We start from the raw sequence: 12,853 nt of genomic DNA, 5'->3' as shown, positions 1-12,853 counted from the left end.
CAAGATCCGGAGTGCGCATGCCCAACGATTTTCTTTCGTTCTTCCTGTCCTGGATGTCGTCCCCGCGGCGGGTCGGCGCGGTCGCACCATCGGGTGCGGCGCTCGCCGATCTCATCACCCGCGAGATCAGTGCGACGACGGGACCTATCCTCGAGCTCGGTCCCGGCACCGGCGCGTTCACCTACAAGCTGCTCAAACGCGGCGTCCGTCCGCAGGACCTCACGCTGATCGAATACGGCTCCGACTTCATGAAGCTCCTGCAGATGCGCTTTCCCGGCTCGCGCGTGCTGTGGATGGATGCAGGCCGGCTTGCGACCGAGCGGCTTTATGAGGGCGCGCCCGTCGGCGCGGTGGTGAGCGGCCTGCCGCTGCTGAACATGAGCAGGCGCAAGGTGATCTCGATCCTCAGCGGTGCGTTCAGCTATGTCCGTCCCGGCGGCGCCTTCTACCAGTTCACCTATGGCATGAGCTGCCCGGTGCCGCGGCCCGTGCTCGACCGGCTGGGCCTGCGCGCAAAGCTCCTGGACCGCACCTTGCTCAACGTGCCGCCCGCCGCCGTCTACAGGCTGACGCGGCGGCCACAGATGAAGCTGATCACGGGATCGGTTGCGCCGGAGGTATCGACGCAAGCGAGGTGGGAGACCGAGCGCGACTGCAGCCTTGCGCCCTGAGGCAGAGCGCCGGCCCAGGTTGCGGTCCGACGAAGCCACGATACCATCGCGATTGACCCCGCGGCGCACAAATCGTATATACGAAAAAATGGCCGATTTCGATCCAGCGAAAGATGCGGCCAATGTCGCGAAGCACGGCATCTCGCTCGCGCGTTGGTCGGATATGGAGGTTCGAGCCATCGTCAGCGTCGAACCTTTTGACTACGGCGATCCGCGCTATCGGGCTTACGGGTTCATCGATGGCGTCGCGCATTGCCTGGTGTTCACCATTCGTGACGATCGATATCGACCAATCAGCCTGCGACGTGCCCATGCCAAGGAATTGAAACGCTATGTCCCGGAAAGCTAAGCGATCGACGATCGATCGGGAAAACCCCGAGTGGACGCGAGAGGATTTCGCGAAGGCGACCAAATTTCCGGCCGGCATCCGGCTGGGAGACATGAAGCCGAGTCAGCTCGCCTCCATGGTCGGCAAGCGCGGGCCGCAGAAGGCTCCGACCAAAATTCCAGTGTCGATCCGGCTCAGCCCCGAAGTCGTACAACACTTCAAGGCGAAGGGCCCTGGCTGGCAATCGAAGATCGACGCCGCGTTGCGCAAGATGGTCAAGAGAGCAAGTTGAGCTGGTTACACCAGCCGGCTCTGCACCATCGCCGCCTGGATGAACGAGGCGAACAGCGGGTGCGGCTCGAACGGCCGCGACTTCAGCTCGGGATGGAACTGGACGCCGATGAACCAGGGATGATCCTCGTACTCGACGATCTCAGGCAGCACGCCGTCGGGCGAGAGCCCCGAGAATTTCAAGCCGTGCTGCTCGAGGCGATCCTTGTAGGCGGTGTTGACCTCGTAGCGATGGCGGTGGCGTTCGGAAATCTCGGTCGCGCCGCCATAGACCTGAGAGACGCGGCTGCCGCGATTGAGCGCGGCAGGATAGGCACCGAGGCGCATGGTGCCGCCGAGGTCGCCGGCCTGCGAGCGTTTCTCGAGCTCGTTGCCGCGCAGCCATTCCGTCATCAGGCCGACCAGCGGCTCTTTGGTCGGGCCGAACTCGGTGGAGTTGGCGTCCTCGATGCCGACGAGATTTCGCGCGGCCTCGATCACCGCCATCTGCATGCCGAAGCAGATGCCGAAATACGGCACGTCGCGTTCGCGCGCGAACTGCGCCGCCTTGATCTTGCCCTCCGCGCCGCGCTGGCCGAAGCCGCCCGGCACCAGGATGCCGTTGACGTGCTCGAGGAACGGCGCCGGATCTTCCTTCTCGAAGATCTCGCTCTCGATCCAGTCGAGATTGACCTTCACCTTGTTGGCGATGCCGCCATGCGAGAGCGCCTCGATCAGCGACTTGTACGCATCCTTCATGCCGGTGTACTTGCCGACGATGGCGATGGTGACGTTGCCTTCGGGATTGCGGATGCGCTCGTTGATCTGGTGCCAGCTCTTGAGCACCGGCGGGATGCGCGATTCGATGCCGAAGGCGGCGAGCACTTCGTCATCGAGGCCTGCCGCGTGATAGGCTTCAGGCACGGCATAGATGCTGTCGGCGTCGCGCGCCTCGATCACGGCGCTTTCGCGCACGTTGCAGAACAGGCCGAGCTTGCGTCGCTCCTCCTTCGGGATCTCGCGATCGGTGCGGCAGAGCAGGATGTCCGGCTGGATGCCGATCGAACGCAGCTCCTTCACCGAATGCTGCGTCGGCTTCGTCTTCAATTCGCCGGCGCTCGGAATGTAAGGCAGCAGCGTGAGGTGAATGTAGATGGCGTGATCGCGCGGCAGCTCGTTCTTGAGCTGGCGGATCGCCTCGAAGAACGGCAGGCCCTCGATGTCGCCAACGGTGCCGCCGATCTCGACCAGCACGAAATCGTAATCGTCGTTGCCGGAGAGGACGAATTCCTTGATGGCGTTGGTGACGTGCGGAACCACCTGGATGGTCGCGCCGAGATAGTCGCCGCGGCGTTCCTTGGAGATGATGTCCTGGTAAATGCGTCCCGTGGTGATGTTGTCCTGCTTGGTCGCAGGCCGGCCCGTGAAGCGCTCGTAGTGACCGAGATCGAGATCGGTCTCCGCGCCGTCATCGGTCACGAACACTTCGCCGTGCTGATACGGCGACATCGTTCCGGGATCGAGATTGAGATAGGGGTCGAGCTTGCGGAGGCGGACCTTGTAGCCCCGGGCCTGCAACAGCGCACCGAGTGCCGCTGAAGCCAGACCCTTGCCGAGCGAAGAAACCACGCCGCCGGTGATGAATATGTACCGCGCCATGGGACTTAACCTCTAATCCCTCGAATTCGATTCGCCAAAGCGATTCGTATTCCGCCCCAAAGATTTTGCGGGCCTGTGGGTGAGCCAAAACTAAGAGTGGTGACAGTGCCTTGATGGGGATCTTTGATGCAGGACGGTAGCAGCCGCCCTGCATGGCCCCCCTGCTTTATTGCGAGCGCGGCACCTGTGGGCCGGTCGGGGCCGGTGCCTGCTGCTGCTCGTCGGCCTTCTTCAGCGAATCCAGGATGCCGCCCGAGGTCGGCGGGGCGACCGGCGATCCGCCGGCCGGCTGGCCCTGCGAGGCCGGCGTGCCGATGATCGAGGACGGCGCACGGCTGTAGCCCGCGTGCCAGGACAGGAACATGCTGGTGAGGAAGAAGCCCGCCGCCAGGATCGCGGTGGTCCGCGTCAACAGATTCGCGGTGCCGCGGCTGGACATGAAACCCGCACCGCCGCCCATGCCGAGGCCGCCGCCTTCCGACTTCTGGAGCAGGACGGCGCCGATCATGACGGCGACGATCATGAGGTGGATGACGATGACAACGGTCTGCATGGTGCCCTTCCGTCACAAGCGGACGGCGCCTGACGGCGGCCGATCGCGCTTCGCGGGTTTTCCTGAAGTTGCGCGGTGTTACACGATCGGAGGGGGTATTGCCACCCCCGATCGGTCCCGAACCAAAGCTTTGGATTAGCTAGGGGCACCCTTTCGCGATCGCAAGGAAATCAGCCGCTTTCAGGCTGGCGCCGCCGACCAGGGCGCCGTTGACGTTCTTGACTGCCATCAGCTCGGCCGCGTTCGAGGGCTTGACCGAGCCGCCATAAAGGATGCGCATCCTGGCGCCATCGGCCTTGAACCTGGAGGTCAGGAGTTCCCGGATAAATCCATGGATTTGCTCGACATCCTGGGCGGTCGGGGTCAGGCCGGTGCCGATCGCCCAGACCGGCTCATAGGCCACGATCAGGTTGGCGGCGGTCGAGCTATCGGGCAGCGAGCCGGCAAGCTGGCCGCGTAGAATGTCGAGGGTCTGGCCGGCGTCGCGCTGGGCTTGGGTTTCGCCGATGCAGACGATCGCCGTCGCCCCGGCACGCCAGGCAGCCTCCGCCTTCAGCCGGACCAGGGCATCGCCCTCGCCGTGGTCGGCGCGACGCTCGGAATGGCCGACGATGATGGCGCTCGCGCCCGCATCCGCCAGCATTTCGGCGGCGATATCGCCGGTATGGGCGCCGGAGGCCTTGGGATGGCAATCCTGGGCGCCTACCGCGACCTTCTTGCCGCGCGCCTTGTCGGCAAAGGCCGCGATCAGGGTCGCCGGCGGGCAGACCAGCAGATCGGCCTTGGCGGCCACATCTGCCGCGCCGCTGAGCATGGCGTCGAATTCGGCAGTCGAGCCCTTCAGCCCGTTCATTTTCCAATTGCCGGCGATCAGGGGGCGGATGGCGTCGGTCATGTCAATTTCCAGCAAAATGAGGTTTGCGCATGCGCTAGCAGAGGACCTGCTGCAGTTCCAGATTCTTGTTTTGACGCGTTTTCTGACGCGAACCGGGGTCCACTTCGCTGGAAAACGCTTTGGGGGCTTTAACCGCAGCTCCCAGCGGTCGCCTGACCTGAGGTTGCGGGGGGAAAGCCGCCACTTTATGATGATTGATCAATTTGGTGACGCGCTTTTGCGGAATCTGCATTAAGACGCGCTCCCGTTCCCCTCCTGACCAAAACAAGTTGGACCAAATGCTTCGAGGAATGCGCAAGGCCTCATCAAACTGGGTCGGCAAGACCATTATGGCGATCGTAATGGGCGTGCTGATCGTCAGTTTCGGCATTTGGGGAATCGCCGACATCTTCAAGGGCTTCGGGCAGTCGACGGTGGCCAAGATCGGCAGCACCGAGATTTCGCTGAACGAGTTCCGTCAGATCTACACCGACCGCCTGCAACAGATCAGCCGCCAGTTCGGCCGTCCGCTGACGCCCGACCAGGCGCGTGCCTTCGGCCTCGACCGCCAGGTGCTGCAGCAGACCATCGCGGAAGCCGCCCTCGACGAGGAGGCGCGCCGGCTCGGACTCGGCCAGTCCGACGACCAGATCCGCCAGGTCATCATGAACGACCCCAACTTCAAGGGCGTCGGCGGCAATTTCGATGCGAACCGCTTCCAGGCCATGATCCGCAATTTCGGCTATACCGAGCAGCGCTACGTCGCCGAGCAGCGCAAGGTGTCGCTGCGCCGGCAGATCACCGGCACGATCGGCGCCGGCCTCGAGCCGCCGAAAACCATGCTCGACGTGCTGACGCGCTTCCAGAACGAGCAGCGCACCATCGAATTCGTCAGGCTCGATGCCGCCCAGGCAGGCCAGATCGACGCGCCCTCGCCCGAAGCGCTCGCGGCCTATTTCGAGGATCACAAGGTCCAGTTCCGCGCGCCTGAATATCGCAAGATCTCCTTCGTCGTGGTCTCACCGGAAGAGATCGGCAAGTGGAGCGAGGTGTCGGACGAGGACGCCAAGAAGGTGTTCGAGCAGCGCAAGGACCGGCTCGGCACGCCGGAGAAGCGCCAGATCCAGCAGATCGTCTTCCCCAACGCCGCTGAAGCGCAGGCCGCCCGGGAGCGTCTCGTCGGCGGCATGTCGTTCGAGGACCTCGGCAAGGAGCGTGGGCTGAGTGCCTCCGATGTCGACCTTGGCCTCGTCACCAAGTCTTCGCTGGATGCTGCGGTCGGCGAAGCCGCCTTCGCGCTTCCCGCCGGCGAGATCAGCCAGCCGATCCAGGGCGCGCTCGGCACGTCCATCGTCAAGGTCGACAAGATCGAGCCGGGCGCCGAGGCCGACTATGCGAAGCTTGCCGGCGACATCAAGCGCGAGCTCGCCACCGAGCGTGCGCGCGTCAAGGTCAACGACCTTCGCGACAAGATGGAAGACGAGCGCGGCGGCGGCGCCAGCGTGATCGACGCGGCGCAGAAGCTCGGCCTCACCGCCGTGACCATCGACGCCGTCGACCGCTCCGGCCGCGCCCCGAACGGCCAGCTGGTCGCCAACATTCCGCAAGGCCTCGACGTGGTCTCGCAGGCTTTCAACACCGATGTCGGCGTCGACAACGACTCGATCTCGTTCAAGGGCGGCTACGTCTGGTACGACGTGCTCGCCATCACGCCCTCGCGCGACCGCAATCTCGACGAGGTCCGCGACCAGGTCGAGGCGCGCTGGCGCCAGGATCAGATCGCGGCCAAGCTGAAGGCCAAGGCGACCGAGATCGTGCAGAAGCTCGAAGCGGGCGGCAAGCTCGCCGACGAAGCCACAGCGATCGGCGCCAAGGTCGAGACCGCAAACGGCTTCAAGCGCGACGACACGCCCGCCAGCGTGCCCGCGGCGGTCGTGTCGGCCGCCTTCCGCGCCGCCAAGGACGGTGTCGGCCAGACGCCGGTGACCGGCGGCACCGAGGTGATCGTCTACCGCGTCACCGACATCGTCGATCCCCCGGTCGATGCCGCCTCCGATGCAGTCAAGAAGCTGAAGGAGAGCCTCGACCGTGCCCAGACCGAGGAGCAGGTTGCGGCCTACGTCAACAAGCTTGAAACCGACATCGGGACCACCATTAATCAGGCCGCCTTCGCGCAAGTGACCGGCGCGAACCAGCAGTAGGTTGAAAGCACGCGATGGACGACCTGAAATCGATCATTGGAAAAGTGGCGACCGGCGCCAGCCTGTCGCGTGACGAAGCCGCTTCCGCCTTCGACGCCATGATGAGCGGCGAGGCCACGCCCTCGCAGATGGGCGGCCTGCTGATGGCTCTGCGTGTGCGCGGCGAGACCGTGGACGAGATCACCGGCGCGGTTGCGGCGATGCGCTCCAAGATGCTCACGGTCGATGCGCCCGCAGACGCCGTTGACATCGTCGGCACCGGCGGCGACGGCTCCGGCTCGGTCAACGTCTCGACCTGCGCCTCCTTCATCGTCGCGGGCGCCGGCGTGCCGGTGGCCAAGCACGGCAACCGCGCCCTGTCATCGCGCTCGGGCGCCGCAGACGTGCTGGCTTCGCTCGGAGTGAAGATCGACCTGAAGCCCGAGCAGGTCGGCCGCTGCGTCCGCGAATGCGGCATCGGCTTCATGTTCGCCCCTGCCCATCATCCCGCCATGAAGAACGTCGGCCCGACCCGGGTCGAGCTCGCCACGCGCACGATCTTCAATCTGCTCGGTCCCCTGTCCAACCCGGCCGGCGTGAAGCGGCAGATGGTCGGCGTGTTCTCCCGGCAATGGGTGCAGCCGCTGGCGCAGGTGCTGAAGAATCTCGGCTCCGAATCCGCCTGGGTGGTGCACGGCTCCGATGGTCTCGACGAGATCACCCTCACCGGCCCGACCTTCGTCTCCGCGCTCCGCAATGGCGAGATCCGGAATTTCGAGGTGACGCCGGAGGACGCCGGCCTGCCGCGCTGCGAGCCCGGCGCTCTCAAGGGCGGCGACGCCGACGCCAATGCGATCGCGCTGCAAAGCGTGCTCATGGGCAAGCCGAGCCCCTATCGCGACGTGGCCCTGATGAACGCCGCCGCCGCGCTGGTCGTGGCCGGACGAGCCAAGGACCTCAAGGAGGGCGTTGCGATCGGCGCGAAGTCGCTCGACAGCGGCGCGGCGAACACGCGCCTGAAGCATCTGATCGCGGTCTCGAACGGCTGAGCCTGACATGTCGGACATCCTGACCAAGATCGAAACCTACAAGCGCGAGGAGATCGCGGCCGCCAAGCGCGCGCAACCGCTGTCGGCGGTCGAGGCGAAGGCCAAGGCGCAAGCCGCGCCCCGCGGCTTCCTGCGGGCGATCAGGGCCAAGCACGCCAATGGCGACTACGCGCTGATCGCGGAAGTGAAGAAGGCCTCGCCGTCGAAGGGGCTGATCCGCGCCGATTTCGATCCGCCCGCGCTTGCGAAGGCCTATGAGGCCGGCGGTGCGGCCTGTCTGTCGGTGCTGACCGACTCCCCCTCGTTCCAGGGCCATCTCGATTTCATGGTGGCGGCACGCGCGGCGACGTCGCTGCCGGTGCTGCGCAAGGATTTCATGTTCGACACCTATCAGGTGGCGGAAGCCCGCGCGCACGGCGCCGACTGCATCCTGATCATCATGGCTGCGCTCGACGACGCCACGGCCAAAGACCTCGAAGACGCCGCGACTGCCTATGGGATGGACGTGCTGATCGAGATCCATGACCGCGCCGAGCTCGACCGGGCGCTGAAGCTGCGGTCGCCGATGATCGGGGTCAACAATCGCAATCTGCGTACCTTCGAAACCACGCTTGCGACCAGCGAGGCCCTTGCACCGCTGATTCCTTCGGACCGCCTGATGGTCGGTGAGAGCGGTATCTTCACGCCCGCCGATCTCGCCCGGCTAGAGCGCGTCGGCATGTCGACCTTCCTGGTCGGCGAGAGCCTGATGCGGCAGGCCGATGTCACCGCGGCGACGCGCACGCTGCTCGCGCGCGAGACATCCGCGCGCGCGACCGGTACGCGCTGACATGGCGCACAAGGCTTCCACGACCAAACCTGCCAAGGCCAAGCTCCTAAAGGCCAAACTCCTGAAGGCCAAATTCCTCAAGGCCAAGGCCGGCCCCGCCCTCACCCATATCGGCGCCTCCGGCGACGCGCGGATGGTCGACGTCTCGGACAAGCCGGCCACCGAGCGGCTCGCGGTCGCTGAGGGCCGCGTGATCATGACCAAGGCAACGCTCGATCTCATCGTCTCGGGCAACGCCAAGAAGGGCGACGTGCTCGGCACGGCCCGCATCGCCGGCATCATGGCCGCCAAGCGCACCTCCGAGCTGATCCCGCTGTGTCATCCACTCGCGCTGTCGAAGGTGACTGTCGACATCGAGCCGGACGCGAAGCTGCCCGGCTGCGTGGTGCGCGCCAGCGTCAAAGTGACGGGACCGACCGGCGTCGAAATGGAGGCCCTCACCGCGGTGTCGGTGGCCTGTCTCACCATCTACGACATGATCAAGGCGGTCGAGCGCGGGGTCCGCATCGAGGGCATTCACCTGGCCGAGAAGCTCGGCGGCAAGTCCGGCCATTACCGCGCCTGATCGTCGCTACTTCAGCGCAGTGCTGATCGATGTGAATTTCGTGTTGAGCCTGGCGCCCAGGCCGTTGATGACGGTGATGATCGCAAGCGCGATGCCGGCGGCGATCAGGCCGTATTCGATCGCGGTCGCACCGCGCTCGTCGGCGAGAAAGTTCTTCAAGGTGCTCTTCATCGTGTTTCCTCTCGGTGTCCCGACAGGCGTGCTCGCAATTCACGTGCCAATGCCCGCGCAAGGCTCGCCAGCACCTTAGATGGTTAAGTCCTCCTTGATCGCGACCCGACCGGCAGGAATTGACCGGCAAGGCCAGCGCCTGCGGCAACTTCTGCAGGTCTCGTCGCGCATGTTCTGCGCGCGCATCGATTGCCTTTGTGCGCGGCCGTTCACATCGCGTTAACCGCGCTTCCTAACTTCGCCTCCACATCGTTCCCGTAAACCAACGGATGCTTCCGGGGCCAAGAATTGATCCTGACGTGTGCAGGCAATGATCCAGTATGATGACGACGAGATTCGGCAGTCGCCTCTTTGAACAGGTCTTTGCGCGCAGCGGACCGATCCGCTGGCTGGTGGTGGGCGGCACCCTGCTGATCGCGGCCATCGCCATCGGCTCCGTCCTGATGGCGCAGAATTTCCGCGAGCGAGCGCTGCGCAACTCCGGCCGCGAGCTGGAGAACACCGTGCTGATGCTGGCCCATCACTTCGACCAGCAATTGCAGGATTTCGCGGTCATCCAGCGAGACTTCGTCGATCACGCGCGTTCGATCGGCATTGCCAGCGTCGCGGACTTCCGCACGCGCCTCTCGGATCGAAGCGTCCACCAGATGCTGCGATCGAAGATCGAGGCGCTACCCTATATCGGCGGGGTCAATATCATCGATGCCGAAGGCAATCTGATCAATTCATCGACGGCGTGGCCGGTGCCCAAGGTCAACATGGCTGACCGCGCCTATTTTCGCACATTCAAGTATGATCCCAATGCGCCGGATGTCCTGATCGAGCCGCTGCACAGCCGGATCTCCGGTGCCTGGACCATCCTGGTAGCCCGGAGGATCCTCGGTCCGAACGGTGAATTCCTGGGCGTGGTCGGACGCGGGATTGAGCCCGCCAACTTTGAAAAATTCTTCGCCTCCGTCGTGCTCGGTGAAGGTGCGACGATCTCGATGCTGCATCGGGACGGCACGCTGCTCGCCCGCTATCCACATTCCAGCGAATTGATGGGGCGGAACTTCAAGACCGGCTCATTCGAGCAGCAGAGGGTTTTCGGCCTCGATCACTTCGCCGGGCGCTTCGTCAGCCCGGTCGACGGAGAAGATCGGCTGATCTCCTCGCGCGCCCTGCCCCATTTCCCGATCCTGATGATGGCCACCACGACGCGCGCGGCGGCCCTGACCGACTGGCGCGAGCAGATCGGCATGCTGATCTCGGTCGCCGGCGCTTCCGCGCTCGCGATCGCCGGCGTGCTGATCGCAGTCGTGCGCAAGCTCTTGGAGCAGCACCGTGCCTCGCGCGAACGGCTGACGCTGGAGAAACAGCGGCTCGACCGCGCCGTCAACAACATGACGCAGGGCCTGTTGCTGTTCGACGCCGAGCGGCGGATGGTGGTCTGCAACCAGCGCTACATCGAGATGTACGGCTTGTCCGCCGACGTTGTGAGGCCCGGCTGCAGCTTCCACGACATCATCGCCCATCGCAAGGCGACCGGCTCGTTCACGGGGAATGTCGACGCCTACGTCGCGCTCGTCCTGAAGGACATCCACATTCGCAATTCCATGGTGGTCGATACCGCAGATGGCCGCTCGATCCACATTCTCAACGAGCCGCTCGCGGATGGGGGCTGGGTGGCGACCCATGAGGACATCACCGAGCGCCGCCGCATCGAGGAGCGCATCACCCACCTCGCCCATTACGACGCGCTCACCGACCTGCCCAACCGCACCATGTTCCACGAGCATCTGCGCGAAGAGCTGGCCGCCGTCGGCAACGGCGAACAGATCGCGGTGCATTACATCGACATCGACGAGTTCAAGGGCGTCAACGACGCGCTCGGCCATCTCGTCGGCGACGAGCTGTTGAAATCGGTTGCCGCGAGCCTGCGCCGCTGCGCCGGCCCGGCGGATTTCGTGGCTCGGCTCGGCGGCGACGAATTCGCCATCGTCCAGAGCGCGGTGACGTCGCTCGATCAGGTCAACGAGCTCGTCGCGCGGATCTTCGAGGCCATCCGTGCGCCGTTCGACTGCCTGGGCCATCATCTCATCACCGATGCCAGCATCGGCATCGCGCTCGCACCGGAACACGGCATCGCGCTCGACCAGGTCCTCAAGAACGCGGACATGGCGATGTACGCCGCCAAGTCCGCCGGACGCCACACCTATCGCTTCTTCGAGCCGGAAATGGATGCCAAGGTGCGCGAGCGCCGGCAGCTCGAGAGCGACCTGCGCCACGCCATCGCCCAAGGGGGGCGCGAAGGCGGCCTCGAGGTCTATTACCAACCCTGCCTCAGCCTGAAGGATGATCGCATCACCGGCTGCGAGGCCCTGGTGCGCTGGCGCCATCCCGAGCGTGGCATGGTCTCGCCGGCAGAGTTCATCCCGATCGCCGAGGATACCGGCCTGATCAACGAGATCGGCGAATGGGTGCTGGCGACCGCCTGCCGCGATGCCGCAAGCTGGCCTGACGACATCCGCCTCGCCGTCAACGTCTCGCCAGTGCAGTTCAAGAGCGGCACGCTGGCGCTGAAGATCATGTCGGCGCTCGCCGCTTCGAACCTGCCGGCGAGCCGGCTGGAGCTCGAGATCACCGAGGCGGTGCTGATCCGCGACGATGACGCCGCGCTCACGATCCTGCACCAGCTCCGTGCCATCGGCGTTCGCATCGCGCTCGACGATTTCGGCACCGGCTACTCCTCGCTGAGCTATCTGCACCGCTTCCCGTTCGACAAGATCAAGATCGACCGCTGTTTCGTCGACGACATCGCCGGTCCCGACGGCTCCGCGAGCATCGTCCAGGCCGTCGTCAATCTGGCGACCGCGCGCCGCATGACCACCACGGCCGAGGGCGTCGAGACCGAGGAGCAGCAGCGCCTGCTCCGCGCGCTCGGCTGTTCCGAGATGCAAGGCTATCTGTTCAGCGCCGCAAAGCCGGCCGACAAGGTGCTGGAGCTGTTCGCGCTGCATCGCAGCCGGCTCGCCCAGCGCGGCGGCCAGGAGAACCGCCGCCGCGAGGCCGGCTAGGTCGAGCTTCGGTTGTCGGCGCAGCGGCATTCCCAGAAGCTCTCTTCCAGGCAGACGACGCAGGTCCGCTCGAGGCGCTCCCTCAGCGCGTGCCTTGCGCGGTGAAGCCGAACGGTCAGGTTGTTCACGGTCACGCCAAGATCAGCGGCAACCGTTTCCCGCGGCTCGCCGCCGAGATCGAGCCTTCTGATGACCTCGGCATGCTCCGGCTTCAGCAACGACAGATGAGCATGAAGACAGTCGCAAACCGCGGCATTCGCCGCGCTGTCCTGGTCGGCCGCGAGACGATTGTTGAGCTCATTTGGAAACGACATCTCCCGCGTCCTGCTCCGTGATGCCTGGCGGTGGAAGTCCGCAATGGTCGTCGCCAGAACCCTGCTCAGCCAGCCTCGGACCGAGTCCGCATCGCGGATATCGCCGGACCGCTCCAGCGCGCGCAACATGAACGCCTGGAGCACCTCTTCCGCTTCGGCCCGACCGCCAAGACGCCGCTGCAGATAACCGCGCAGGCGATCGTAGCTGCCGACGAGCGCAGCACGAACGACCGTGTCCTGCACATCCTGGAAACCGGCCGCCTGTCCCGGCGGATTCTCGTTCGGCGATTTCATGACCTATTGTCCTTGCATGCCATTCGGCAGATCGCTTTGG

The 12,853-nt window shown here is 65.0% G+C and carries 14 protein-coding genes; 8 read left to right on the top strand and 6 right to left on the bottom strand.

The window, feature by feature from the left end:
- Window positions 1-17: 17 nt before the first annotated feature.
- From TSA1_RS31810 to TSA1_RS31800, 3 genes are all read left to right on the top strand, one after another.
- Window positions 18-671 (top strand): class I SAM-dependent methyltransferase, encoded by a 654-nt coding sequence (locus tag TSA1_RS31810; RefSeq protein WP_174719162.1) that lies wholly within the window; start codon window positions 18-20, stop codon window positions 669-671.
- An 88-nt stretch (window positions 672-759) separates the two neighbouring features.
- Entirely contained in the window at window positions 760-1,020 is a 261-nt protein-coding gene (locus TSA1_RS31805; protein WP_100179777.1) for a BrnT family toxin, read from the top strand.
- Window positions 1,004-1,291: a BrnA antitoxin family protein gene (locus TSA1_RS31800; protein WP_100179776.1), complete on the top strand. Its 288-nt coding sequence runs from the start codon at window positions 1,004-1,006 to the stop codon at window positions 1,289-1,291. The genes TSA1_RS31805 and TSA1_RS31800 overlap by 17 nt, the downstream gene beginning before the upstream one ends.
- A 5-nt stretch (window positions 1,292-1,296) precedes the next feature.
- Here the strand turns inward: TSA1_RS31800 and pyrG are convergent, their stop codons facing one another.
- The 4 genes from pyrG to TSA1_RS39115 all read right to left on the bottom strand — a co-directional run bounded on the left by pyrG (window position 1,297) and on the right by TSA1_RS39115 (window position 4,608).
- A complete protein-coding gene (gene pyrG, locus TSA1_RS31795) occupies window positions 1,297-2,928 on the bottom strand; it encodes a CTP synthase (RefSeq protein ID WP_100179775.1) in 1,632 nt (543 codons plus the stop codon).
- A gap of 166 nt (window positions 2,929-3,094) precedes the next feature.
- Window positions 3,095-3,481, bottom strand: coding sequence for a preprotein translocase subunit SecG (secG, locus tag TSA1_RS31790; RefSeq protein WP_100179774.1), 387 nt, complete (start codon window positions 3,479-3,481; stop codon window positions 3,095-3,097).
- Between the two features lie 139 nt (window positions 3,482-3,620).
- A complete protein-coding gene (gene tpiA / locus TSA1_RS31785) occupies window positions 3,621-4,376 on the bottom strand; it encodes a triose-phosphate isomerase (RefSeq protein WP_100179773.1) in 756 nt (251 codons plus the stop codon).
- Window positions 4,377-4,410: 34 nt separating this feature from the next.
- A complete protein-coding gene (locus TSA1_RS39115; protein WP_145984409.1) occupies window positions 4,411-4,608 on the bottom strand; it encodes a hypothetical protein in 198 nt (65 codons plus the stop codon).
- Between the two features lie 46 nt (window positions 4,609-4,654).
- On the opposite strand from TSA1_RS39115, the gene TSA1_RS31775 reads away from it, so the two are divergent.
- From TSA1_RS31775 to moaC, 4 genes are read left to right on the top strand one after another with little or no spacing between them, the layout of a single operon-like run.
- Complete coding sequence (locus tag TSA1_RS31775) at window positions 4,655-6,556, top strand: SurA N-terminal domain-containing protein (protein ID WP_100179771.1); 1,902 nt, start codon at window positions 4,655-4,657, stop codon at window positions 6,554-6,556.
- Window positions 6,557-6,570: 14 nt separating this feature from the next.
- A complete protein-coding gene (trpD, locus tag TSA1_RS31770) occupies window positions 6,571-7,584 on the top strand; it encodes an anthranilate phosphoribosyltransferase (protein ID WP_100179770.1) in 1,014 nt (337 codons plus the stop codon).
- A 7-nt stretch (window positions 7,585-7,591) separates the two neighbouring features.
- Window positions 7,592-8,413 carry an indole-3-glycerol phosphate synthase TrpC gene (gene trpC / locus TSA1_RS31765; protein ID WP_100179769.1) on the top strand — a complete coding sequence of 274 codons (822 nt, stop codon included), beginning with the start codon at window positions 7,592-7,594 and terminating at the stop codon, window positions 8,411-8,413.
- 1 nt (window position 8,414) lies between these two features.
- Entirely contained in the window at window positions 8,415-8,978 is a 564-nt protein-coding gene (gene moaC, locus TSA1_RS31760; RefSeq protein WP_100179768.1) for a cyclic pyranopterin monophosphate synthase MoaC, read from the top strand.
- A gap of 6 nt (window positions 8,979-8,984) precedes the next feature.
- Here the strand turns inward: moaC and TSA1_RS31755 are convergent, their stop codons facing one another.
- Window positions 8,985-9,149: a Flp family type IVb pilin gene (locus TSA1_RS31755; protein ID WP_100179767.1), complete on the bottom strand. Its 165-nt coding sequence runs from the start codon at window positions 9,147-9,149 to the stop codon at window positions 8,985-8,987.
- A 323-nt stretch (window positions 9,150-9,472) separates the two neighbouring features.
- On the opposite strand from TSA1_RS31755, the gene TSA1_RS31750 reads away from it, so the two are divergent.
- Window positions 9,473-12,205: a bifunctional diguanylate cyclase/phosphodiesterase gene (locus TSA1_RS31750; protein WP_174719161.1), complete on the top strand. Its 2,733-nt coding sequence runs from the start codon at window positions 9,473-9,475 to the stop codon at window positions 12,203-12,205.
- Here the strand turns inward: TSA1_RS31750 and TSA1_RS31745 are convergent.
- Window positions 12,202-12,813, bottom strand: coding sequence for an RNA polymerase sigma factor (locus TSA1_RS31745; RefSeq protein ID WP_100179765.1), 612 nt, complete (start codon window positions 12,811-12,813; stop codon window positions 12,202-12,204). The two genes, TSA1_RS31750 and TSA1_RS31745, sit on opposite strands and share 4 nt — an antisense overlap.
- Between the last annotated feature and the right edge of the window lie 40 nt (window positions 12,814-12,853).

Source organism: Bradyrhizobium nitroreducens (assembly GCF_002776695.1).
In the GTDB taxonomy this organism is placed as follows: Bacteria; Pseudomonadota; Alphaproteobacteria; order Rhizobiales; family Xanthobacteraceae; genus Bradyrhizobium; species Bradyrhizobium nitroreducens.
The sequence above is the reverse complement of the archived record's forward strand: the minus strand, read 5'-3'. Positions and strand labels throughout refer to the sequence as shown.